The 23,484-nt window shown below is 69.1% G+C and carries 23 protein-coding genes and 1 tRNA gene; 10 read left to right on the top strand and 14 right to left on the bottom strand.

Features of this window, described 5'->3' with window-relative positions:
• Window positions 1-66: 66 nt before the first annotated feature.
• The 4 genes from ACWCXC_RS16465 to dnaK form a co-directional block, all read right to left on the bottom strand.
• Window positions 67-513: a heat shock protein transcriptional repressor HspR gene (locus tag ACWCXC_RS16465; protein WP_383630757.1), complete on the bottom strand. Its 447-nt coding sequence runs from the start codon at window positions 511-513 to the stop codon at window positions 67-69.
• A 1-nt stretch (window position 514) separates the two neighbouring features.
• Window positions 515-1,699 carry a molecular chaperone DnaJ gene (gene dnaJ, locus ACWCXC_RS16460; RefSeq protein ID WP_450683045.1) on the bottom strand — a complete coding sequence of 395 codons (1,185 nt, stop codon included), beginning with the start codon at window positions 1,697-1,699 and terminating at the stop codon, window positions 515-517.
• A gap of 123 nt (window positions 1,700-1,822) precedes the next feature.
• The gene (gene grpE, locus ACWCXC_RS16455; RefSeq protein WP_450683044.1) at window positions 1,823-2,464 is read right to left on the bottom strand and encodes a nucleotide exchange factor GrpE; all 642 of its coding nucleotides are present in this window, start codon (window positions 2,462-2,464) and stop codon (window positions 1,823-1,825) included.
• The gene (gene dnaK, locus ACWCXC_RS16450) at window positions 2,461-4,311 is read right to left on the bottom strand and encodes a molecular chaperone DnaK (protein WP_450683043.1); all 1,851 of its coding nucleotides are present in this window, start codon (window positions 4,309-4,311) and stop codon (window positions 2,461-2,463) included. Before dnaK ends, grpE begins: the two co-directional genes overlap by 4 nt.
• Before the next feature lie 340 nt (window positions 4,312-4,651).
• On the opposite strand from dnaK, the gene ACWCXC_RS16445 reads away from it, so the two are divergent.
• From ACWCXC_RS16445 to ACWCXC_RS16430, 4 genes are all read left to right on the top strand, one after another.
• Window positions 4,652-5,251, top strand: a complete 600-nt coding sequence (locus ACWCXC_RS16445; protein WP_450889381.1) for a sugar transferase — start codon at window positions 4,652-4,654, stop codon at window positions 5,249-5,251.
• A 93-nt stretch (window positions 5,252-5,344) separates the two neighbouring features.
• Window positions 5,345-7,612: a (Fe-S)-binding protein gene (locus ACWCXC_RS16440; protein WP_450889379.1), complete on the top strand. Its 2,268-nt coding sequence runs from the start codon at window positions 5,345-5,347 to the stop codon at window positions 7,610-7,612.
• 328 nt (window positions 7,613-7,940) lie between these two features.
• On the top strand, window positions 7,941-9,011 hold the full coding sequence (locus ACWCXC_RS16435; RefSeq protein WP_450889616.1) for an FG-GAP repeat domain-containing protein: 1,071 nt from the start codon (window positions 7,941-7,943) through the stop codon (window positions 9,009-9,011).
• A 140-nt stretch (window positions 9,012-9,151) separates the two neighbouring features.
• Window positions 9,152-10,081 (top strand): Yip1 family protein, encoded by a 930-nt coding sequence (locus ACWCXC_RS16430; protein WP_450889377.1) that lies wholly within the window; start codon window positions 9,152-9,154, stop codon window positions 10,079-10,081.
• 83 nt (window positions 10,082-10,164) lie between these two features.
• Here ACWCXC_RS16430 and ACWCXC_RS16425 read toward each other — a convergent pair whose 3' ends face one another.
• Both ACWCXC_RS16425 and dcd read right to left on the bottom strand, forming a co-directional pair.
• Complete coding sequence (locus ACWCXC_RS16425; protein WP_450683039.1) at window positions 10,165-10,665, bottom strand: phosphoribosyltransferase; 501 nt, start codon at window positions 10,663-10,665, stop codon at window positions 10,165-10,167.
• Between the two features lie 6 nt (window positions 10,666-10,671).
• On the bottom strand, window positions 10,672-11,247 hold the full coding sequence (dcd, locus tag ACWCXC_RS16420; protein ID WP_383630780.1) for a dCTP deaminase: 576 nt from the start codon (window positions 11,245-11,247) through the stop codon (window positions 10,672-10,674).
• A gap of 498 nt (window positions 11,248-11,745) precedes the next feature.
• Between dcd and ACWCXC_RS16415 the strand changes: the two genes are divergently transcribed.
• A tRNA-Gly gene (locus ACWCXC_RS16415) sits at window positions 11,746-11,819 on the top strand.
• 217 nt (window positions 11,820-12,036) lie between these two features.
• Here ACWCXC_RS16415 and ACWCXC_RS16410 read toward each other — a convergent pair.
• From ACWCXC_RS16410 to ACWCXC_RS16400, 3 genes are all read right to left on the bottom strand, one after another.
• The gene (locus tag ACWCXC_RS16410) at window positions 12,037-13,245 is read right to left on the bottom strand and encodes a tyrosine-type recombinase/integrase (protein WP_450889372.1); all 1,209 of its coding nucleotides are present in this window, start codon (window positions 13,243-13,245) and stop codon (window positions 12,037-12,039) included.
• Window positions 13,245-13,457, bottom strand: a complete 213-nt coding sequence (locus ACWCXC_RS16405) for an excisionase family DNA-binding protein (RefSeq protein WP_450889370.1) — start codon at window positions 13,455-13,457, stop codon at window positions 13,245-13,247. Before ACWCXC_RS16405 ends, ACWCXC_RS16410 begins: the two co-directional genes overlap by 1 nt.
• A gap of 1,832 nt (window positions 13,458-15,289) precedes the next feature.
• On the bottom strand, window positions 15,290-15,661 hold the full coding sequence (locus tag ACWCXC_RS16400; protein ID WP_450889368.1) for a hypothetical protein: 372 nt from the start codon (window positions 15,659-15,661) through the stop codon (window positions 15,290-15,292).
• Between the two features lie 250 nt (window positions 15,662-15,911).
• Here ACWCXC_RS16400 and ACWCXC_RS16395 point away from each other — a divergent pair, with 250 nt between their 5' ends.
• From ACWCXC_RS16395 to ACWCXC_RS16375, 5 genes are all read left to right on the top strand, one after another.
• Window positions 15,912-16,196 (top strand): hypothetical protein, encoded by a 285-nt coding sequence (locus tag ACWCXC_RS16395; RefSeq protein WP_450889366.1) that lies wholly within the window; start codon window positions 15,912-15,914, stop codon window positions 16,194-16,196.
• Window positions 16,184-16,408: a plasmid mobilization relaxosome protein MobC gene (gene mobC / locus ACWCXC_RS16390; RefSeq protein ID WP_450889364.1), complete on the top strand. Its 225-nt coding sequence runs from the start codon at window positions 16,184-16,186 to the stop codon at window positions 16,406-16,408. Before ACWCXC_RS16395 ends, mobC begins: the two co-directional genes overlap by 13 nt.
• Window positions 16,409-18,130, top strand: coding sequence for a relaxase/mobilization nuclease domain-containing protein (locus ACWCXC_RS16385; RefSeq protein WP_450889362.1), 1,722 nt, complete (start codon window positions 16,409-16,411; stop codon window positions 18,128-18,130). It abuts the gene before it with no gap.
• A 118-nt stretch (window positions 18,131-18,248) separates the two neighbouring features.
• The gene (locus tag ACWCXC_RS16380) at window positions 18,249-19,043 is read left to right on the top strand and encodes a hypothetical protein (RefSeq protein WP_450889360.1); all 795 of its coding nucleotides are present in this window, start codon (window positions 18,249-18,251) and stop codon (window positions 19,041-19,043) included.
• A complete protein-coding gene (locus tag ACWCXC_RS16375; RefSeq protein ID WP_079159556.1) occupies window positions 19,030-20,199 on the top strand; it encodes a helix-turn-helix domain-containing protein in 1,170 nt (389 codons plus the stop codon). Before ACWCXC_RS16380 ends, ACWCXC_RS16375 begins: the two co-directional genes overlap by 14 nt.
• A gap of 163 nt (window positions 20,200-20,362) precedes the next feature.
• On the opposite strand, the gene ACWCXC_RS16370 is transcribed toward ACWCXC_RS16375, so the two are convergent.
• Genes ACWCXC_RS16370 through ACWCXC_RS16350 form a run of 5 tightly spaced genes read right to left on the bottom strand, consistent with a single transcriptional unit; the run spans window position 20,363 to window position 23,382 of the window.
• Complete coding sequence (locus tag ACWCXC_RS16370) at window positions 20,363-20,800, bottom strand: NUDIX hydrolase (RefSeq protein WP_069171779.1); 438 nt, start codon at window positions 20,798-20,800, stop codon at window positions 20,363-20,365.
• 30 nt (window positions 20,801-20,830) lie between these two features.
• Window positions 20,831-21,622: an SDR family NAD(P)-dependent oxidoreductase gene (locus ACWCXC_RS16365; RefSeq protein WP_450889357.1), complete on the bottom strand. Its 792-nt coding sequence runs from the start codon at window positions 21,620-21,622 to the stop codon at window positions 20,831-20,833.
• Complete coding sequence (locus ACWCXC_RS16360) at window positions 21,603-22,523, bottom strand: hypothetical protein (protein ID WP_450889355.1); 921 nt, start codon at window positions 22,521-22,523, stop codon at window positions 21,603-21,605. The genes ACWCXC_RS16365 and ACWCXC_RS16360 overlap by 20 nt, the downstream gene beginning before the upstream one ends.
• Complete coding sequence (locus ACWCXC_RS16355) at window positions 22,499-22,696, bottom strand: hypothetical protein (protein WP_450889353.1); 198 nt, start codon at window positions 22,694-22,696, stop codon at window positions 22,499-22,501. The genes ACWCXC_RS16360 and ACWCXC_RS16355 overlap by 25 nt, the downstream gene beginning before the upstream one ends.
• Before the next feature lie 20 nt (window positions 22,697-22,716).
• A complete protein-coding gene (locus ACWCXC_RS16350) occupies window positions 22,717-23,382 on the bottom strand; it encodes a nucleotidyltransferase domain-containing protein (protein ID WP_450889351.1) in 666 nt (221 codons plus the stop codon).
• Window positions 23,383-23,484 lie beyond the last annotated feature (102 nt).

The following is a 23,484-nucleotide window of genomic DNA, read 5'->3' as shown; positions in this document are numbered from 1 at the left end:
GCTGTGCGGGCCGTACGGGCCCCGGCGGACCCAGCACGGCCCCCAGGGCCCCGCAGCCCCCGGAGGTCAGTCCTTCGGCCGCTTGGGGCGCCAGACGACCAGCGCGCTGGTCTGCTGGACGTCCTGGTACGGCACGAGATCGCGCCGGTAGGAGGCGTGGACCTGGGCCTCGCGCTGCTGCATCGCCGCCGCCGCTCCGTCCACGGCCGCCGAGAGTTCGGCGACGCGCTGCTGGAGCGCGGCGACCTGGTTCTCCAGCTCGATGATGCGCTTGATGCCGGCGAGGTTGATCCCCTCGTCCTGCGACAGCTGCTGCACGGTGCGCAGCAGCTCGATGTCACGGGCCGAGTAGCGCCGGCCGCGTCCGGCCGTGCGGTCGGGCGAGACCAGACCGAGCCGGTCGTACTGGCGCAGCGTCTGCGGATGCAGGCCCGAGAGCTGGGCCGCGATCGAGATCACGTACACCGGGGAATCGTCGGTGAGTTCGTACGGATTGCGTCGTCGGCCGTCCACCTCAAGCTCCCTTCGCTGCCTGGAACAGCTCCGCCCGCGGGTCCTGGTCCGCGGTCGCCTTCCGATAGGCCTCCAGGGCGTCCCGGGCCTCGTCGCCCAGATCCGTCGGGACCGCCACCTCGACGGTGACCAGCAAATCGCCCCGGGTGCCGTCCTTGCGCACGGCGCCCTTGCCCCGGGCGCGCATGGTGCGTCCGTTGGGCGTGCCGGCCGGAAGCTTCAGGGTGACGGGCGGCCCGCCGAGCGTGGGCACCTTGACCTCGCCGCCGAGCGCCGCCTCGGTGAAGGAGACCGGCACGGTCACCGTGAGGTTGTCGCCCTTGCGGCCGAAGACCGGGTGGGCGTCGACGTGGACGACGACGTAGAGGTCGCCGGCCGGTCCGCCGCGCTCGCCCGGCGCGCCCTTGCCGCGCAGCCGGATCCGCTGGCCGTCGAGGACGCCCGCGGGGATGCGCACCTGCATGGTGCGGGACGACTTGGCCCGGCCGCTGCCCTTGCAGACGTCGCAGGGGTCCTGGGCGATGAGGCCCCGGCCCTTGCAGTCCACACAGGGGTCGGTGAGCGAGAAGCCGCCGCCGCTGCCGCGCGAGACCTGGCCGGTGCCGACACAGGTCGGGCAGACCCTCGGGGTGCCGTTCTTGTCGCCGGTGCCGGAGCATGCCTTGCAGGGGGCCTGGCTGGACATCCGCAGCGGGACCGTGGCCCCGTCGACCGCCTCGGTGAAGCTGAGCGTCACCTCGGACTCGATGTCCTGGCCGCGGCGCGGCTGCACGCGGGTGCCGGCACCGCCGCCGCCCCGGTTGAACAGGCCGCCGAAGACATCGCCCAGACCGCCGCCGCCGAAACCGCCGGCACCGCCCTGGCCGCCCTGCGCGCCCCCGAAGAGGTCGCCCAGGTCGAAGTTGAAGTTGCCCTGCGCGCCGCCGGGTCCGGCGCGGAAGCCGCCGTTGCCGAAGAGGGCGCGCGCCTCGTCGTACTCCTTGCGCTTCTTGCTGTCGCCGAGGACGTCGTTCGCCTCGGAGATCTCCTTGAAGCGCTCCTCCGCCTTGTCGTCGCCCTTGTTGGCGTCCGGATGGAACTCACGGGCGAGCTTCCGGTACGCCTTCTTGATCTCGGCGTCGGTGGCGTCCTTCGGGACGCCGAGAACCTTGTAGTAGTCCTTCTCGACGAAGTCCTTCGTACTCATCGACGTCCCTCCTTCCGGACGATCGGCCGGGGGCCTCCCGTACGGGCCCCGCCGGTGTGCGGCAGGGTCCGGGCGAGAGGCCCCGTGACCGGGCGGTGCGCGGCCTGGTGGTCGGACAGGATGTCAGACCTCCTCGCCGCCACCGCTCTCCTCGTCGTCGGTCTTCTCTTCCTTGGCGGCCGGGGTCGCCCCCGGCTGCGGCTCGGCCACGGCCACCCGCGCGGGGCGGATGGTGCGCTCGCCGATCCGGTACCCCGGCTGCAGGATCGCCACGCAGGTCGTCTCGGTGACGTCCGGCGCGTAGCTGTGCATCAGGGCCTCGTGGATCGTCGGATCGAAGGGCTCGCCCTCCTTGCCGAACTGCTGGAGTCCCAGCTTGGCGACGACCGTCTCCAGGGATTCGGCCACCGACTTGAACCCGCCCACCAGCTCGCCGTGGTCACGGGCCCGGCCGACGTCGTCGAGCACGGGCAGGAGCTCGGACAGGAGCGCCGCGACGGCGATCTCCTTGACCGTGACCCGGTCCCGCTCGACCCGGCGGCGGTAGTTCTGGTACTCGGCCTGGAGCCGCTGGAGGTCGCCGGTGCGCTCGTTGAGCGCGCTGCGTGCCTGGTCCAGCTGAGCCGTCAGGCCTGCGGTCTGGTCAGCGTCCCCGGCCGGGGCCGCCTTCTCCGAGGAGGAGGCGGCCTTCGGCTCGGCGTCGTCGGGGGTGGCGCCGGAGGGGACGTCGGGCTCCTCCTCGAAGCCCGGAGTCTCCTCGGTCACGCCGCACCGCCCTTGGTGTCCTTCTCGTCGTCGACGATCTCGGCGTCGACCACGTCGTCCTGGCCGTCGGCCTGCGCACCCGGCTGCGGGTCGCCCTGCGGGCCGCCCTCGGCCTGGGCGTTGGCGTACATCGCCTGGCCCAGCTTCTGGGAGACGGCCGCGACCTTCTCGGTGGCCGTGCGGATCTCGGCGGTGTCCTCGCCCTTGAGCTTCTCCTTCAGCTCGGTGAGCGCGGTCTCCACCTCCGTCTTCACGTCACCGGGGACCTTGTCCTCGTTGTCCTTGAGGAACTTCTCGGTCTGGTAGACGAGCTGCTCGCCCTGGTTGCGCGATTCGGCGGCCTCGCGGCGGGCGTGGTCCTCCTCCGCGTACTTCTCGGCCTCCTCGCGCATCCGGTTGACCTCGTCCTTCGGCAGCGAGGAGCCGCCGGTGACGGTCATCTTCTGCTCCTTGCCGGTGCCGAGGTCCTTCGCGGCCACGTGCATGATGCCGTTGGCGTCGATGTCGAAGGCGACCTCGATCTGCGGGACACCGCGCGGGGCCGGCGGCAGACCGGTCAGCTCGAACATCCCGAGCTTCTTGTTGTACGCCGCGATCTCGCGCTCGCCCTGGTAGACCTGGATCTGCACGGACGGCTGGTTGTCCTCGGCCGTCGTGAAGATCTCGGAGCGCTTGGTCGGGATCGTGGTGTTGCGCTCGATGAGCTTGGTCATGATCCCTCCCTTGGTCTCGATACCGAGGGACAGCGGGGTGACGTCGAGAAGCAGGACGTCCTTGACCTCGCCCTTGAGGACACCGGCCTGGAGCGAGGCGCCGATGGCGACGACCTCGTCCGGGTTCACACCCTTGTTGGCCTCCTGGCCGCCGGTCAGCTCCTTGACCAGCTCGGCGACGGCCGGCATGCGGGTGGAGCCACCGACGAGAACGACGTGGTCGATCTCGGAGAGCTGGATGCCCGCGTCCTTGATGACGTTGTGGAACGGGGTCTTGCAGCGGTCCAGGAGGTCCGCGGTGAGCTGCTGGAACTGCGAGCGCGTGAGCTTCTCGTCCAGGTGCAGCGGGCCCTCGGCCGAGGCCGTGATGTACGGCAGGTTGATCGTGGTCTCCGTCGAGGAGGACAGCTCGATCTTGGCCTTCTCCGCGGCCTCGCGCAGACGCTGGAGGGCCATCTTGTCCTTGGACAGGTCCACGCCGTGGCCGTTGGCGAACTGCTTCACCAGGTAGTCGACGACGCGCTGGTCCCAGTCGTCACCACCGAGGTGGTTGTCACCGTTGGTGGCCTTCACCTCGACGACGCCGTCGCCGATCTCCAGGAGGGACACGTCGAAGGTGCCGCCACCGAGGTCGAAGACGAGGATCGTCTGGTCGTCCTTGTCGAGCCCGTACGCCAGGGCGGCGGCCGTCGGCTCGTTGACGATGCGCAGGACGTTCAGGCCCGCGATCTCGCCGGCCTCCTTGGTCGCCTGGCGCTCGGAGTCGTTGAAGTACGCCGGAACGGTGATGACCGCGTCGGTGACCTTCTCGCCCAGGTACGCCTCGGCGTCGCGCTTCAGCTTCTGCAGGATGAAGGCGCTCATCTGCTGCGGGTTGAAGCTCTTGCCGTCGAGGTCGATCTTCCAGTCCGTGCCCATGTGGCGCTTGACGGAGCGGATGGTCCTGTCGACGTTCGTCACAGCCTGGCGCTTGGCGACCTCGCCGACCAGCACCTCGCCGTTCTTCGCGAAGGCGACGACGGACGGCGTGGTCCTGGCGCCCTCTGCGTTGGTGATGACGGTGGGCTCGCCGCCTTCCAGAACGCTGACGACGGAGTTAGTCGTGCCCAGGTCGATGCCGACCGCACGTGCCATGTCAATTCCTCCAACTGACTACTTGAGTGGATCTGGCTCAAGGATGCATGACACCCGCCCCAGAGTCAACAGACCTGAGTCGAGCCGACTCAACTAACATGCATGCACCCTGCGCGAACAGGGAAAACGCCCCACCGAAAAGGGCCGGACACCCTTCGCATACGGGTCGTACGCACCCGCTCCACCCCTCCGGCGCGCGACACCCCCGCACCCCCGGGGGCCACACGCCCCTCCCCATCATCGTCGCGTGGGATCGTTCTGTCACAAAATGCCGAGAGCCGCGCAAAACCGGCACCCGATCCGCCGACACCGGGCGGCCCGACCCAGGCAGGTGCGAACGATGCAGACGCGTACACCGAGGGACACGCGGGGGCGCACACCGCGTCTCCCCACCGCGAAGCGCGCCCTGGACCTGACCCTCGGCACGGCCCTCCTGCTCCTGGCCGCCCCGCTGATCGCCGCGGCCGCCCTGGCCCTCGCCGCGCGCGGCGGCCCCGGCCCGGTCTGGACGTCCGCACCCCGGATCGGCGCCGGCGGCCGCCCCTTCGCCCTGCGGTCGCTGCGCACCCGGCGGCTGCGGCTGCACGTCCTGTCCCGGCTGCCCCACGTCGTGAGGGGCGAGCTGTCCCTGGTCGGCCCGGCACCGCTCACGCCGGCCGAGGTGCGGGGGCGGCGGACCGATGCGCGAGACTGGCGGCTGGAACTGCGGCCCGGCCTGACCGGTCTGGCCCAGGTCCACCACCGCTCACCCATGCCGTGGGACGCGGCGGACCTCCTCGACCAGCACTACGCCGAACACCACCGGCTGCGGCTGGACCTGGCGATCCTGGCCCGCGCCGCGGGCGGGCCCCTGCGCGAGGCGGCCGCCCGGCTGCGGCACGGCAAGGCACGCCTGAGCGACACAGATCACCGCCTGCCCGGCTACAGGACGGCGGAATAAGTGGATAGTGTCAGCACAGACTGATTAAGTTACTGCTTAGTAATCAGCGATCATCGCTGAATCCCACCCGAGCAGGCCCGAGGAGCCCCCACCATGCAACTCGCCGCGATCATCGTGTCGCTGGTGCTGACCGTCGTCGGCGTCGCGCTCCTCGCCCGAGCCGTCGCGCAGATCTACCGGTTCGTCCGCCTCGGACAGCCGGTGCCGGCGGGCAGTCGCACCGACGACCCCAAGCAGCGCACGATCACCCTGGTCAAGGAGTTCCTCGGCCACACCCGGATGAACCGGTGGGGCATCGTGGGCTTCGCGCACTGGTTCGTCGCCATCGGCTTCCTGACCCTGCCGCCGACGCTGCTCCAGGCCTACGGACAGCTCTTCAAGGCCGACTGGGTGCTGCCGGTCATCGGCGAGTGGCTGCCCTTCGAGCTGTACATCGAGTTCATCGGCCTGATGACGACGGTGGGCATCCTCGTCCTCATCGCCATCCGGCTGCTGAACCTGCCCTCCCGCCCCGGCCGCAAGTCCCGGTTCGCGGGCTCGAAGGCGTGGCAGGCGTACTTCGTCGAGTACGTCATCCTCATCATCGGCCTCGCGATCCTCACCCTGCGCGGCCTCGAGGGCGCGATCCACCACGTCGACGGCTACGAGGCCGCGTACTTCGTCTCGTACCCGCTGGTCCTCGCCTTCAAGGGACTGGCCCTCGGCACCCTGCAGAACCTCATCTACTTCGTCGCCATGATCAAGATCGGCACCTCGCTGATCTGGATGATCACGGTCTCGCTCAACACCAACATGGGTGTCGCCTGGCACCGCTTCCTCGGCTTCCCGAACATCTGGTTCAAGCGGAACGCCGACGGCGCGGTCGCCCTGGGCGCCCTCCAGCCGATGACGACCGGCGGCCAGGAGATCGACTGGGAGGACCCGGCCGAGGACGCCGTCTTCGGTGTCTCCCAGGTCGAGCAGTTCTCCTGGAAGGGCATCCTCGACTTCTCCACCTGCACCGAGTGCGGCCGCTGCCAGTCGCAGTGCCCCGCCTGGAACACCGGCAAGCCGCTCTCCCCCAAGCTCCTGATCATGTCGCTGCGCGACCACGCGCACGCCAAGGCCCCGTACCTCCTGGCCGGCGGCGGCAAGGACATGGAGGGCGAGGAGAAGGCGACCGAGGAGCAGCTGAAGGACGTCCCCGCGTCCGCCCTCGCCGAGGCCGAGCGCCCGCTGATCGGCACCGCCGAGGAGAACGGCGTCATCGACCCGGACGTCCTGTGGTCCTGCACCACCTGCGGTGCGTGCGTGGAGCAGTGCCCGGTCGACATCGAGCACATCGACCACATCGTCGACATGCGCCGCTACCAGGTCATGATCGAGTCCGCGTTCCCGTCCGAGGCGGGCACGATGCTCAAGAACCTGGAGAAGAAGGGCAACCCCTGGGGTCTCGCCAAGAAGCAGCGCGTCGAGTGGACCAAGGAGGTCGACTTCGAGGTCCCGATCGTCGGCAAGGACGTCGAGGACCTCACCGAGGTCGACTACCTCTACTGGGTCGGCTGCGCCGGCGCCCTGGAGGACCGCGCCAAGAAGACCACCAAGGCCTTCGCGGAGCTGCTGCACATCGCGGGCGTCAAGTTCGCGATCATGGGCGGCGACGAGAAGTGCACGGGTGACTCGGCCCGCCGCCTGGGCAACGAGCCGCTGTTCCAGCAGCTCGGCCAGGAGAACGTGGCGATGCTGAACATGGCGTTCGGCGAGGACGACGAGGACGACTCGACGAAGAAGGCCAAGTCCGCGAAGAAGATCGTCGCGACCTGCCCGCACTGCTTCAACACCATCGCCAACGAGTACCCGCAGCTCGGCGGCGAGTTCGAGGTCATCCACCACACGCAGCTGCTCCAGCACCTCGTCGACGAGGGCAAGCTGACCCCGGTGACCCCGGTCGAGGGCCTGATCACGTACCACGACCCCTGCTACCTGGGCCGCCACAACAAGGTCTACACGCCCCCGCGCGAGATCATCGCCAAGGTCCCGGGCCTGCGGAACGAGGAGATGCACCGCCACAAGGAGCGCGGCTTCTGCTGCGGTGCCGGTGGCGCCCGGATGTGGATGGAGGAGCGGATCGGCAAGCGCATCAACAACGAGCGCGTCGACGAGGCCCTCACCCTCAACCCGGACATCGTCTCCACCGCCTGCCCGTTCTGCCTGGTCATGCTGACCGACTCGGTCAACGGCAAGAAGAACGACGGCAAGGCCAAGGAGTCGATCCAGGTCGTCGACGTCGCCCAGCTGCTGCTGGAGTCCGTGAAGACCCCGGCCGATCCGGCGGGCGAGCCGGAGACGGCCGACGCGCCGGAGCCGGAACCGGCGAAGTAGCCGGATACCGCACCATCACGGTGCGCGAAGCGGCCGGACCTGCCTCGGGGGCAGGACCGGCCGCTTCTGCTTTCCCGCCGCCGTGACGCATCATGTGGGGCGGCCGGCGACGGCACCGGCCGACGGACGTACGAGGTATTCCTCCGGGGATACGCAGCGGAGGGATCCCGTGCGGATACGCAACGCGGAAGCGGACGCGCCGATAGGACGGGGGGCGCTTCCCGGCCACGGAACGCCCCCCGGGCGAACGCCTGGGGGTGCGGGACGCCGGGCGACCACGGGTCCGCTCCCCCGCGCGCGGGCCGCCGGGGCCCTCGCTCTCGGCCTCCTGCTCCTGCTCACCGCCTGCGGGGGCCCGTCCGACGCCCCGGACAAGAACGGCGACACCCCGCCCACCGCGCTCTCCGGCCTGGCCGGCGCGGCCCGCCACCCCGTCCCGCAGGGCACCGGCAGCCGCGTCCCGTACGACTTCAACGGCGACGGACACCGGGACCTCGTCCTGAACGACCTGGTGAAGCCCGCGTCCGACAGCCACGGCGACGACGCCGGGATCGGCATCGTCTACGGCTCCGAGGACGGCGGCCTCGACCCGTCGACCCGCGCGCTGCTCGCCGCCCGCACCCACGCGGCCAGGTTCGGCGACACCCTTCCCTCGGCGTTCGACGCCGAGACCGCCTGCGACCTGGACGGGGACGGCTTCACGGACCTCGTCGTGGGCACCGACCCCCCGTACGACGGCGTCGGCAGACCGCCGGTCCCGCTCCAGATCCTGTTCGGCTCGCCCGGCGGCCTCACCGGCCGCGCGGTGACCCTGCGCATCCCGGACCGGGCCCGGTTCGGCAACGAGTGGCCGGACCACCCGGTCTGCGGCGACTTCGACGGCGACGGGAAGCCGGATCTGGCCGTGACGGCGAGCGAGGGGCGGTTCAGCTTCCTGCGGGGGCCGTTCACCCGCGACGGCCGCCCGCACGCGGCCGGGGGCACCGTTCCGGGCGCGGGCGCCTACCTGTTCGCGCCGGAGCCCCGGGCGGACCTGGACGGGGACGGGTACGACGACCTGGTGTACGCCGCCCGCCCCCACACCCCGCACACCGCGGGCCGGGCGGAGCTGCTGCGCGGCACCCCGGACGGCCCGACCCGCCCCGGCGGCGCGTACCGCTTCCCGGCGCCGCCCGCGCCGCTCCCCACGGCACCGCTGCGGACCGGGGCCGGCAAGGCCCCGGCCCATGCGGAAACGACTCTGCTGGAGCGGTACGGCGACTTCGACGGCGACCGGAAGCCGGACCTCGTGGTCCGCACCCACCGGGGCGAGACGGCGGACCTGATCGCGCTGTACCCGGCGGCGACGCCGGGGCGCCCGCTGATCACCTTCACCAGCGCGCTGTTCACGGCGGACTGAACACCGTGCCGCCCCGGCCCGTCCGGGGTGGGGACAACCCCCCGGGGTTCCCTTAGGGGATGTCACAGCTGGGCGTCAAAGGCGGTCCAGTTCCCCCGCCCCATCCACCCGACCCGCACGGACCAGGTACGTTCGATGACGTGGCTGGATTCAGGATCGGACGCGGCCGGGACAACCGCACCCCGCAGCAAGGGCATCAGCAACCGCGGCAGCAGCCGTACGGCGGCCAGGGACCGGCGCCGTACGGTCAGCAGCCATGGCCGCAGGCGGGAGGCAACGGGGCCCCGCCCCACGGCGGCTACCAGGGCGGACACCAGGGTGCTTACGGCAACGGTTACCAGGGCGGTGCCGACGAGCCGGAGTACTTCGGCGACCCCTACCCCCAGCAGCACGGCCAGGCCCCGTATCCGCAGCAGCGCGACCCGTACGCCAACAACCCGGGCCACACCCAGGCCTTCAGCATCAACGAGGACCCCTACGGCGACGGCCAGACCTACCGCGCCGGGCAGGCCCCGGCCCAGCCGGCCGGCCCTCGACTGCACTGGAAGCAGCTGCTGACGGGCATCGTGACCCGCCCCGGCCCCACGTTCTGGCAGATGCGCGACTACGCGGTCTGGGGCCCGGCGCTGATCGTCACGTTCCTCTACGGCCTGCTGGCGCTGTTCGGCTTCGACGAGGCCCGCGACGACACGATCCACGCGCCGCTCAACACGGCCATCCCGTACGTCCTGATCACCGGCGCCGCCTTCGTGATCGGCGGTCTGATCCTCGGCGCGGTCACCCACACCCTGGCCCGCCAGCTCGGCGGCGACGGCGCCTGGCAGCCGACGGTGGGCCTGTCGATGCTCATCATGTCGATCACGGACGTGCCGCGGCTGGTCTTCGCGATGTTCCTGGGCGGCGAGAACTCCCTGGTCCAGCTGCTCGGCTGGATCACCTGGCTGGCGGCGGCGGCGCTGCTCACCTCGATGGTGAGCAAGTCGCACGATCTGCCGTGGCCCAAGGCGCTGGCGGCCTCGGCCATCCAGCTCCTGGCCCTGGTCTCGATCCTCAAGCTGGGCACGCTCTGACGCTCGCGTCCCCGCACGCCCCCGCACGCCCCCCGGACACACAGAATCCCCGGCCTCGTTCCGAGACCGGGGATTCCTCGTCCTCAGGCGTCGAGCACCTGTCCCCCGCGCCGCACCACGGGCTTCTGGACGCTCCACGGGAAGTTGATCCAGCGGTCCGTCCGCTTCCACACGTATTCGCATTTCACGAGCGAATGCGATTTCTCGTAGATGACCGCGGAACGCACCTCGGCGACATGGTCGACACAGAAATCGCGGACGAGCTTCAGGGTCTTCCCGGTGTCGGCCACATCATCGGTGATGAGGACCTTCTTGTCCGAGAAATCGATCGCGTTGGGAACGGGCGCCAGCATGACGGGCATGTCCAGCGTGGTGCCGACCCCGGTGTAGAACTCGACGTTCACCAGATGAATGTTCTTGCAGTCCAGCGCGTACGCCAGCCCGCCCGCGACGAACACCCCGCCGCGCGCGATGCTGAGCACCAGGTCCGGCTCGAACCCGTCGTCCGCCACGGTCTGCGCCAGCTCCCGCACCGCGTGCCCGAAGCCCTCGTAGGTCAGGTTCTCCCGCGTCTCATCGGCCATCGGGCATCACACCTGCGTCCGGTGGAAGTTCAGATACGACCGCGACGCGGTGGGACCGCGCTGCCCCTGGTAGCGCGACCCGTACCGCTCGGAGCCGTACGGGAACTCCGACGGAGAACTCAGCCGGAACATGCACAGCTGCCCGATCTTCATCCCCGGCCAAAGCTTTATCGGCAGCGTCGCCAGATTCGACAGCTCCAGGGTCACGTGCCCCGAGAACCCCGGGTCGATGAACCCGGCCGTCGAATGCGTCACCAGCCCCAGCCGACCCAGCGAGCTCTTGCCCTCCAGCCGCGAGGCCAGATCGTCGGGCAGCGAGATGACCTCGTACGTCGAGGCCAGCACGAACTCGCCCGGGTGCAGGATGAACGCCTCGTCCCCGTCCGGCTCGACCGTACGCGTGAGATCGGCCTGCTCGACGGCGGGATCGATATGCGGATAACGGTGGTTCTCGAACACCCGGAAATAGCGGTCGAGCCTCACGTCGATGCTCGACGGCTGCACCATCGACGCATCGAACGGATCAATACGTACGCGTCCGGCGTCGATCTCGGCCCGGATGTCCTTGTCTGAGAGAAGCACCCACCGAGGATACGCAGAACGCGCGGAACCGCCCTCATCGGGCCGCCCGCGCGCCTGTCCCCGCCTGTCCCTGCCGCTTCCTCTACCGCTCGCGGCCGCTCGCTACCTCTTCTCGAACACCACGGGCACGGCATGCCGCAACCGCGCGCACCGAGGACAACGGATGAGCCTCCCCGGCCCGATCCGCCCCGACCCGAGCTGCTGCATCGGGAACGAGGAGGTAGCGAAAACGTGCCCTTCGGCACAGCGGACGACGGTGCGCTCCATGGAGTCCATCAAGTCCCTTCCCCATCAAGCCGTGGACGAGAAAGCCACATTAGGGGATGAACAGGACCCCACCCCACCCGGCACTCCGACCCCCACGCTACGCCCCCAACTCCCGCCCCCCACACCCCCGTCGACCCCACCCCCACGCCACACATCCGGGCTGCCGCCTCGGGGGGCCTTCGATGAGGTAGAGTGTCGAACGATGCGTCGCTGGTCATCCAGCCGCGTGACGCGGGTGTAGTTTAATGGTAGAACATGAGCTTCCCAAGCTCAGAGCGCGAGTTCGATTCTCGTCACCCGCTCCATGACGAAGGCCCAGGTCAGCGACCTGGGCCTTGTTTGTTGTCTAGACCATTTTTAGGGCTCGTGCCATTCGCGTGCCATAACGACCCTTCCCATCTGCATCAATAGTGGATCCGTCACCCCTGAGGGCGAGCGCTCCACTACCGGGTCCCGCATCGCGAGATCCCTTCCAAGTGCCCTGCGTCACACGCACAGTGCGGACTGTCTGCTCCTGCGCGATCAACGCCGCGCAGCCCGTGGGGCGGACGGTCCGGGCGGACGTGGCACCAGCGGGTGAACGGTCGCCCCACCACGCCCCGGGGCTGCAGCCGACTGTTGGCGGCGCACGTCGAGATCGATGTTGGCGGCGAGCCTGCGCTGATGCTCCTTGGTGGAGTGCTGATAGATCAGTTGCGCGCGCTCGGATGACTGGCCGGCTCGGACCATGAGGTCCTTGAGCTTGGCACCGGTGTCGGCCGCCAGCGTGTTGCCCGTGTGCCGTAGGTCGTAGAAGCGGAAGCCTTCGGGCAGCCCCACCTTGTCCCGGGCCCTGCGCCACTTGCGGCCGAACGTGGTGCCGCGCAGTACCGCCCCCCTCTCGCCGACGAAGACGAGCCCGTCCGGACCCGGCTGGGCGAACCACTCCAGGTGCCGACGGACGTCCTCGTGGAGGAATGACGGCAGCACGATCTCTCGTCGGCCCGCCCGGGACTTGGGAGCGCCGATCACACGGCGCCCTGTATTGAGCTCCGGTGCGGCACGGCGAACCCAGAGCGCGCCGGAGTCGAGGTCCACGTCCCGCCGCCGGAGCTCGGCGAGTTCCTCGGGCCGCATCGAGGCGAAGGCACCGAGCAGAACCATGAGGCGCCAGCGCAGACCGACCACATCTGCCGCGGCGAAGACCTGCTCGACCGTCGCCACCGGCCGCTCGTCCGCGTCCTCTCGACCCGCTCCGCGGATGCGGCAGGGGTTCTTGCGCAGCATGTCGTCCTCGACGGCGGTCTCCATCACGGCTTTGAGGAGCCGGTACGACTTGGCCACAGTGGTGGCACCGGTGGCGGACAACCGCTCCGCCCGCCAGGCTCTGACCCGAGCGGGGCCGATCATGTTGACGTTCATCTCGCCGAACGTCGGCTCCAGGTGGAGCCGGAACAGCCGGCGGTACAACTCAGTCGTGGTCGGGGCGAGGCCACGTTCCGCGATCCAGCGTGTGGCGTAGTCGGCGAACGAGACCTCCCCGGCGGTCGGGTCGAGCCAGTCGCCCCGCATCTGGTCCGCTTGGACCTGGACGAGGAACGCCTCTGCATCGCGCCTGGTCTCGAAGGTTTCCGGAGCTGGCCGCAGGGTGTCATCGGCCGTGCTGGGGTAGCGGGCCTGATAGCGCCCCGAGGGCAGTTGTCGTATCGCGCCGAATGTGCGGCGCGGAGCCTTCTGACGCGGACGGGGCATCAGGCCGCAGCCCTGAATCCGGAGCGGCGAGTACGGACCGGCTCGACCGTGCGCGCCTCTATGTAGGCGTCCAGCGCGGTGTCGGAGATGCGGACGTGCTTGCCGACCTTGACGTATCGGATACGGCGCTGGGAAACGAGGCGACGGATGAATCGCTCACCGACACCGAGATGTTCGGCTGCCTCGGCCACGCCGAGAAGGCGGTCAGCCATTCGAGACCGCCTCCTCCCACGTGCCGGCGGGCCATGGGGTGGTGATCACTGCGGGTCGGGGCAAGGATGTTCCTTCTACGAGGCGGCGGGTCAACAACCGATGCACCCATGCGGGAGCACGCCCAATGAGGCAGACGTACGGGCATCGCGACCGCTGCGAGCTATCGCGCTGCCCCCGCTGGGACTATTTCGGCATCCCGTAAGTGATACCTCTGCATCGCCGGTTTGGTTAACCGGCGATGTGCGTCTATGTTGCCTCGACTCCCAGCAGATTTCGGGAGTATCGGAGTTGGGGATCCGGCCCAAATTTTGCTGACCTGAAGCCAAAGGCGACTCGGTCACGGGCGCCATCGGCATGAACTTCTTGGTGAACGGCCGATTCGGGTCTATCGTTTTTGGACCGCGTTCCGCCGGCGTTCGCCGTCGGCTGCTCGCTTTGTGCGAAGTAACCCTGGACTTGCGCGAGGTGATGTGGCTTCCTTCTTGGTCCAGTCGCTGAAATGAAGGCCGCCCGGATCGGCCTTCGGTGCGCCAGCTCCGTCCGACGGCAGCACCGCCGTCGCGGCGATTCGCGGCCACCGCCACCACCCCCTGCTTCGAGGAGCCGCCGAACCATGAGCCACGATGCCCGCGCCTAGGTATGGGACCACAGCCTCAGCAAAGGCACTGCCCGCATGGTCCTCACCTTGATCGCCGATCGTTGCATCGACCACACCTGCACGGCCTACGCCTCCGTCCCAGCCCTGATGCGACGCGCGAACGCGTCGCGCAGCGCCGTTCGGGACGCGCTGGACAAACTGGTCGCCAGCGGCGAGATAGTCCGCCTCGACGGACGCAAAGGGCCTCGCGGGGAAACGTATTTCCGCCTCCCCGAAGCCGCCCGTTTCATGACCGAGGACGTTCGAAATCCGACCGATCAGGAGGGCCAGATTCTAACCCCCGAGGTACCGGAATCCGATACCTCCAGCAGCAATGCGGACGGTCCGGAATCCGCCCCCGGGGTACAGAATCCAACCCCGGGGGGTGCCGGATTCCGATACCTCGGGGGAGCAGAATCCGACCCCCAGAACAGAAGTGAACCAATAGGAACCAGTAGGTACAGCAGCAGTGCACCCATCCCCGCCTCTCAATGGCAGATCGACGCGGGCAGCGACTCCTGGCTGCGGAGCGAGGGGCACCTCACCCGCCTTGGCGAGGAGGGCGTACGAGTGGCGGACGACAAGTGGCGGGCCTTCCGGGCCGGCGCGTCTCCACGCTCGGGTGCCGCGTGGGGTGCCGACTGGCGAGCGTGGATCACTCGCGAGCGGAGCCCCGCCCCAGTAGCGCCCCACTCAGCCGCCAGCCCCAGTGGCGGGTCAGCGAGCCCCAAAATGACCCGGTCGGAGGTGCACCTGGCAGCTCTGCTGGCAGCCCTCGATGAACCGGTCCCGACGGTGTAGCGCCCTCGCCTGCCCGGCCGGTCCGCGAGGTGCGGGGACAGTGGGGACCGGTCCCCGCACAGCTCGGTTCGCTGGGGACGGTCCCCCTGACGGGCAGTCGGGGACCGGTCCCCGACTCAGGTGGGGACCGGTCCCCACCAAGTTCACCCCTGTCCCCTGCCTCTTCGGGGACCGGTCCCCGAAGAGGACGGAGTTGTCCGGGGACCGGTCCCCGAAGAGGCAGGGAAACCGCAGGTCAGTGCGGACCGTCTACGCCATACGGTCGGCCCCCGAGCTCACGCCTCAGGGCTCAGAGCTGCGGGACCAGGCCAGCGGGGACCGGCAGCCGACGCAGTCGGTCCCCGCCGCGTGTGCAACGAGCCGTGCCCAGGTCCCTCGGACCGGCATCGCGCTTCATGCCGGTAGCTGCCAACGGGTGCTGGCGAAGCGTGTGACGGCGGAGTCGAGGAGACGGCCGAACTCTGCCGGGGTGCTGATCCGGGGACCTTCGGTGAGGACCTCGTTATCGGTCAGCGCATCGAGGTCTGCCCAGCCTCCGCGATACAGGACAAGGTGCAGCTCGGCCCATCCATCACTGCCCTGGATGCGCAGACCGATCGAATCCGGATCGCTTACACGGGTCCGGTCGGTCTCCAGCGGCTGCGGCCAAGGCGCAAGGCCCTCCCGCCAGGTGATCGGACAAGGAGCGAGCCCCGCCGCACTCCAGGCAGAGAGACGCGCGGTGATCTCGGCGGAGGCCGAATCGAGGTCAACGACGTGGTCCATGCAGCGATCCTCCCCGTTCGCCCCTCACCCATGAAGGCCCTGGCCGAGTCCGGCCAGCCCAACCGTCCAGGGCCGACGACCAGTCAACGTTCGACGCCCAACTCCCACTTCGGAAAGAGACCTATGCACGGCGCGCAGCACGAACCCCAGCAGACCGAGACAGCAGATGAATCGCCCCCAAGCACCAGGCGGAGCAAGGTATGGCGTTGGACCGTCCAAGGGCCGGTCCAACACAGTGCCCGCCCCAGGGGTGGCGGGGATACCTGGGAGCGAGGGCGCTCCCAGGACGAACGACGGTGTGGTGCGGGCCGCTGAAGAGGCTGCGCTCCACCGGGTCGCCAGCCGTCGTGCGCGCCAGGACGTCCAGCGCACCGAGCGCGTCGATGTCCGCTACAGCGTGGAGGAGAAGAGTGAGATCAAGGCCGAGGCTCAGCGGCTCGGGCTGGCCGGCGCCCACTTCGTCGGGGCCCTGGTCATGGCCCACCTCCACGGCGGCTACGCGTTGCCCGACGGCGCACTGCGGTGGACGACTTGATCGACGAGCTTGCCGCGCTGCGTACGCAGGTCGCGCGAATCGGTACGAACGTCAATCAGATCGCCCACCGCCTCAACGCAGGAGGCGATCCACACCCTGGGGACAAGCCGGTGCTGACGGAGGCCGCGCGGGTTCTGGTCCTGGTCCGCCAGGCAGCCACAACGATCGACACCGCCGCCGACGCGGCCGCCACACAGCACCGGGCAGTCTGATTGATCGCGAACATCGTCAAGCCCGGCCACAAGACCCCCGGCGTCCTGAACTACCTCTACGGACCCGGCCGTGCCAACGAGCACACCGATCCTCACCTCGTCGCCTCGTGGGACGGCTTCGCCCCCGACCCCGGCCGCGACCCGGAGGCCACCCTCGCCCAACTCAGCACAGCCCTCGATCTGCGAGTGAAGCAGGCCGGTGACAAGGCGCCGAAGGAGCATGTGTGGCACTGCTCGGTCCGGACCGCACCCGAGGACCGAAGCCTGTCGGACGAGGAGTGGGCCGCCGTCGCCCGCCGCTTGCTCAACGCCACCGGCATCGCTCCGGACGGCGACCCCGACGCCTGCCGGTGGGTCGCCGTCCGCCACGCCGCAGACCACATCCACATCGTCGCCACCAAGGTCCGGGGCAATCTACGCCAACCACGGAACTGGAACGACTTCCTGCGCGCCGACAAGGAACTCGTCGCCATCGAGGAGGAATACGGGCTCCGCCAGGTGCCGCGCGGAGACCGCACCGCCGCCAAACGCCCCACCCGCGCTGAGCAGGAGAAGGCCCGCCGCACGGGCAACGCCCGCACCTCCCGCGAGCACCTGCGCACCATAGTCCGCACCGCAGTCTCGGCGGCCACGACCACAGCGGAGTTCTTCCGGATCATCGAGGGGACCGGCGCCCTCGTCGACGTCCAGTACTTCCCGTCCGGCGACGTCCGCGGCTACAAGATTGCCCTCAACGACGACACCAACGCCCAGGGCGAGCCGGTGTGGTTCTCCGGTTCCACCCTCGCCCCCGACCTCTCCTATCCCAGGATCGCCGAACGCCTGACGGCCACCGAGGCAATACCGGCGGTGCGGACTGGCGCCTCGGCCTGGCGGCGGTTCGCCCTCGCCGTCGACCAGACGCCCGACCACCTCGCCCACGACGAGGACGAGGCAGGACAGGCCCACATCACCGTCCTCGCCGAAGCCCTCGACGCACTTCCCCTGGTAGCCCCTGTCGGGCTCCGGCCGCAGCTCGTCCAGGCCGCCACCGCCTTCGAGCGCGCCTCCCGATCCCGTATTCGCTCCCAGCATCAGCAGACCCAGGCCACCCGCTGCGCGGTGAAGGCGGTGCTGCGCGAGCCCGCCCCGCAGGACGGAGCCCTCCTCACGATCGTCCTCGACGCCCTCCTGCTCGCGGTCATCACCGCCCAGCACTGGCACCGCACCCGGCAACACCATCAACAGGCCGAAGCCGCCCGCCAGACCGTCACGCACCTTCGCCCCGCCTACCGGGCCACTGCCACCGAGCCCCTGACCACACTTCGGCAGCGCGGGACACGGCTGACTGAGACTCTGCGCCGCCGACAGGAGAACACCCTGCGCCGGGCCCTTCCCGAGCTGGCCGAACAGATTCTCGCGGAGCCCGGCTGGCCGGCTCTCGCCGCCACCCTCGCGCGGGCTGAAGCCGTGGGCCACAAGCCCACCGCTCTCCTCACCCAAGCCACCGCCCGACGGGAAACTGACACCGCCACCAGCCTCAGCGAAGTCCTCACCTGGCGCCTCCACCGCCTCGCCGACCTGACCGCCGGCACCACCGGCAGTGCCCCGGCACCTCCGTCGGCCGCCTACCGCCCGACCAAGACAGGCGGCTCCCTGCGCAGGGAGCACCGACCAGGACCAATGGCCAATGGCCCAGGAACTCCCCCACGCGCCACGGCCTCCTGGGGGCCGCGCTGGTGACGAATGGGCAACAGGCACGCCGAGCACCAAAGCAGTTGTGCAAAATCTCCGACATCAACTAAAGTCAGGGCCGCACTGGAATGCTTCAATGCGTAGTCCGACCCGAGGAGTCGTCCGCATGAGTATGCCTTCGTCGTCGTGGACGACCGACGTGTTCGGCGAGCACGCAGCAGATGCCCGCCGTCGCGTCGGGCAGGGCCTTCGCAACATGCAGGCCAACGCACAGGCCGCACAGGAACAAGCCGCCTCCCGCACCACCCGCGTCTACGGCACCAGCCGGTACGAGAACCAGTACGAGCGGCTTCAGGACGAACTCAAGAAGGTCCCTGGCGCCCGTGCGGTCAAGCCGTTCGGCTTCTCGTACGAGCTGATGCTCATCGGCAACGGGCTGCTCTACCCGTTCCGGTACTCCAAGACCAAGTCAGACGTACGTAGCGCACGCATCCCCAGCCAGTCCCGGCTGGTGCAGGAGCTCTTCACGTTCGCGCCGACGCCGAAGCACATCCAGGACCCGTTCGACCTCGACTTCGGGCCGGCCATCCCGATCGCCGAGCCGCGCGGCGCTCTGGCGACAGTCCCGGAGGGCACCCAGCTGGTTCTGGTTCCCTTCGCCTGCAACGCCTCCGAGCTCTTGGAGGTGTACTGGGGCATCGCGGCGCTCGGGATGAACCGGCAACTGGAGTGGGCCACCGATCCCGAGCCGCTCCACCTGCCTCAGGAGGTCACCTCGTACACGCTGCGCCCGATCAGCATTCCGAGCCAGGTCACGGCACACACCGGCTTCGCCGAAGGAATCGAACCCACCCTTACGCTGTCCTCTCGTGCCGCCTCGGACCAGGCCCTGCACGTACCCGTGCAGACCGAGGCAGAACCCATTGAGGACCAGAGCAGCGAAGACGATGCGACCCATTAAGCATGACCTCATTCCCGGTACGGAAGAACGAGGCGCAACGCCGCGCGCCGTCTACGATGCCTTCGATCCCACCCGGGTGACGCAAGCTCGTCGTCTGGCGGAGATGACGAAGAAGGACGTGGCGGCCGGGCTCGGGGTGACGCCTGCAGCCGTGGGGCAGTACGAGACAGGGGTGTCGAAGCCACGACCTGACTTGATCCCCCGGCTCGCAGAGGTCCTCGGGGTTCCGGTGACGTTCTTCCTGCTGGGGAGGCCGGCTAATCGGCTCGACGCTTCCATGGCACATTTCCGCAGCCTGCGCAGCACACCGAAGTCCCAGCGGGAACGTGCGCTCGCGTTCGCCGAGCAGGTCTGGGAGCTTACGTACGCGCTGGAACAGCGGGTTCAGTTGCCTCTCGTCGATCTGCCCGGCTTCGCCGGTGGGGAGGTCCATCCCGGCGAAGAGCTGTCCACCGATCCTGTATCCGCTGCCCGCGAGCTTCGCAGGCGCTGGGGTCTCGGCGACGGCCCTGTCACGCATCTGGTGAGGCGGATGGAGTCTCACGGGATCGTGGTGGTCATGCCGCCTGCCAGCGATCCCTCCGCCGCGAGCGTGGACGCCTTTTCCACCCGCGCAGCACGGCCACTCGTCGTTCTGACCGCCGCCCGGGCCGACGACATCTACCGGCACCGGTTCACGGCCGCCCATGAGCTGGGCCACCTTGTGCTTCACGCCGATGCCACCGGTGACAGCCGTCAGGAGAAGCAGGCTGATGCCTTCGCCGCCGAGTTCCTGACCCCCCAGGACAGCATCCTGCCGTTCCTGCCGCGGCGAATGGATCTTGCACGCCTGGCCGAGCTCAGGGGAGTCTGGGGAGTCTCCCTCCACTCGCTCGTCTACCGATGCCGCGAGCTGGGGCTGATCTCCGACGCGACTGCCAGCCGGACGTATCAGCGTCTACGCGCTCTCGACGGCCAGCCGGGCTTCACCGCCGAATCCGTCTCGAACTTCCCCGGTGAACGGCCTTCGCTGCTTCGGCAAGCCTTCGAGCTGGCTGCCAGGGAAGCGGGCCTATCGGTTTCCCGACTGGCTCATGAGCTGGCGTGGACAAGCGAGAGGGTGCAGAACCTGCTGGACGTTCAGGAACAGAAGCCGGTGCTCCGGCTGGTCCAGTAGCAGCGCCACTCGACCCGAGAAGACGCGGGCGCGGCTCGTTTTCCGTTACTACGTACAGGGCGTGCGGCATCGAGCCGACGTTAAGCCAGTAGCGCGTACGGACGCCATCAGGGCCGGGTCATCTCAGAGTCGGCCCTGATGGCGTGCTGACGCACTCGAAGGCTCAGAGCGATGCCTCGACTCCGAGGCTTCCGGCCCTGATGGCTCCCCGTAGGACGTGGGCGATCTCCTCGGGCTTTAGGTCGATGCCGTCGAGCCCCTCCATGGTCAGCGGAATCTCCTCCAGCGCGTATTCACCGCGGCCTTCGGCGCTGAACTCGGGACCGGTGCGGTCGTCGAAGGACCAAGTCGCGATACGGGCGAAGTAGAAGAGCTGCCGCTCATCATCGGACTCCATCGTGTGGAGGAGGCGGATGATGTCGGCCTTCCCCGCGATCTCCTCGTGGATCTCCCGGTGGAGAGCCGCCTCCCGGGACTCGTCGCTGGGTTCGACGCCGCCGCCGGGCAGGACCCAGTATTCGGGAATGCCGGGCCGGGTACGGCGGATGACCAGCATCGTGTCGTCTGCAGTGACGAGGACGGCGCGGACTCGTTCCATCATTTCGGTTTGTCTCCTTGCTTGTTGGTGGTCTCAGTGCAGCAGCCAGCCGCTGTCGACGTGGACGGACTGCCCCGTGATGAACGAGGCGGAGGGGCCCACGAGAAACGCCACCAGGGCCGCGACATCCTCGGGCCGACCACGGCGCGGGACACACTGGCGCTTGATCTGGTCCTCCGGCCGCGCGCGGTGCTGGGCGGGGAGGGTGTTCTCGGCCTCGACCTGGATGGCCCCAGGCATGACGGTGTTGACGCAGATCCCGTACGGACCCAGTTCGCGGGCGAGGGAGCGGGTCAGTCCCAGCAGCCCTGCCTTCGCAGTGCTGTACGCGACGAGGTTCGTCCGGCCGGCGCGGGCGTTGACACTGCCGATGTTCACGATCCGGCCCCAGCGGCGTTCGATCATGTCGGGGGTGAGCACGTGGCAGGTGCGGTAGTGAGCGGTGAGGTTCACGTCGAGGGAGTAGTTCCAAGCGGTCTCGTCGGTGTCCTGCCAGGCAACGCGGGGGTAAGAACCGGCGTTGTTCACCAGGATGTCGACGGGGCCGATCTCGGCACGGACGAGGCCGGCCATGGTCTGGACGGAGTCTGGATCGGTCAGGTCGGCGTTCACCGCGATCCCGGGGCTGCCCGCGCGCTCGAAGGCGGCGAGGAGGGCGTGGGCGTCGGGGTCCTGGCCGAGGTGGTTGACCGCCACGGTTGCTCCGGCGGCCGCGAGCACCCGTCCGATCTCGGCGCCGATGCCGGTGGCCCCGCCGGTGACGAGGGCGGTGCGCCCCTGGAGCGGCCGGGTCTGGAGAGGAGTCTCAAGCAGGGGCAGGGACATTGCTGCTCCGTTCGCCGGGGTGGGGGTGAGGGGCCGGTGTGGTGGTGAAGAAGGTGTCGAGCGTCGTGTGCGGGTCCTGGCTCTCGGCGAGTTTGATCAGGACGAGCAAGAGGTCGTGTCCGGTCAACCGAGAGGGCGGGATGACCCCGAGGATGCGCAGAGCGAGGAAGGCGCGGATCTCCTCCAGACTGCTGCTGTTCTCCCTGCGAAGGCCGTCCAGGGCACGGGTGATGGCAGCAGCGCGGCCGGAGCCGGTGTTCCAGGAGTACCGGACATCAATGTGGCGACTGCTCCGGTGCAGTTCCAGGTGCTCGATGCGCGGGCGGGTCAGGGGCGGCAGGGCGAGACGGAGGGTGCGGGCGTACACGTCGGGCTGGTAGTGGGGGACGAGCCAGCCGCCCAGGGCCATCAGGTACCAGAGCAGGTTGGCGGCCTCGCCCGCGACGGTGTTGCGCCCGGCGAACTCGAAGTCGAGCCAGCACAGCGGGTCGGCGATGTTCGGTTCCGTAGGGTCGCCCTGCGTCAGACCCGCGAGCCTGCGGCGGTCGGGAGCCAGGGCATGGCGGAGGGTGTCGATGGTGTCGGCGACCTTCAACGTCAGCGGTCTGCCGTTGGCAGTGAGGGTGAAGTCTGCCAGCTCCCGGAGGGTGAGGGTCGTATCGGTTTGGGGCAGGGCGAGCGGCAGGCCACGTCGCAGGTACCAGCGATCCAGTCGGCTACCGGGGCGGATGCGGTCGAGGTAGAGGTCCGGAACGCACTCGGCCAGCGGCACGCTCTTCCCGGTCTCCTCAGCCGCTGCTTGCAGGTCGGCGCAGACCCCGTCCACAAGGCGGTCCAGGCGGAGCTGGGCGGCCGGATCGCGGTCGGCGAGGGCGATCACGTCGCCCTCGCCAGTTCGCACCGGCCGGTGGCGAAGACGTCCTCGTAGACGAGGAGTTGCCTGTCCGGTAACGCGATCTGCCCGTGAAGGGCCGGAACTGCGATGCGGGAGGCGAGCCGCACACATCCCCTCGCCTCGTATTCGGCCCGCTCGCGGGTCGCCACCGGCTTGTGGAAGACACCCATTGTTGCCATGGACCGTCGGACGTTCGCGCTCACCGCGTCTCCCCAGGGAGGGTGTCCAGCCAAGCCTGGAGAACGAGGAGTGCGAGCGCTTCGGCAGCGAGCGGCTCGGTGCGTGCGGTGGTGACCAAGCTCGTGTCCTGCCGTGCGGCGTCGAGGAGGACGGTGAGGGCGTCGCTGTCGGAGGGGCACTCGATTCCCTTGAATCGGAGCTGGATCTTCGCGAGCAACGCGGTGACCTTGTAGAGGGCGCGGAGGTCGGGGCTGCCCTTGAGGAATTGGCGGCGGATCTCGACGGCGGCCTGGATACCGTCGCGGAGGCTTGCAGCGACGTCGGTGGCCGCGTCCGGAGCGGGCAGAGTCAGGCCGGGGGTGGACCACAAGGGAACCAGCGACCCGCTGCCGATGAGAGCGAGGACGTGAAGCAGTCGGGAGGTGATGGCGCCGGCCCGGCACTCGGCACGGGTCAGTACGGTCATGCCCAGCTTGACCCCGCCGAGTTCGGTCTCCAGATCCGCGAGGATCTGGCGCATCTCGTCGAGGGAGGAGGTGTCGGCCACGACAAGCACGTCGAGGTCGCTCCAGCCATGCTGATATTTGCCCCGGGCACCGCTGCCGGTGACGGCCAGCAGATCGATCAACGGGCGGAGGCCGGTCGTGCGGTCAAGGAACTCGGCCAGGTAGGACTCCAGGTGCACGGGGAGTCCTAGGCGGTGTCCGTAAAGTCGGTGGGTCGTTACTCCAGTTGTGGTGCGTCGACATGAACTGACGGATGAGTCGTGGGCGCTGATCGCCCCGCT

Source organism: Streptomyces sp. NPDC001515 (assembly GCF_053597115.1).
The sequence above is the reverse complement of the archived record's forward strand: the minus strand, read 5'-3'. Positions and strand labels throughout refer to the sequence as shown.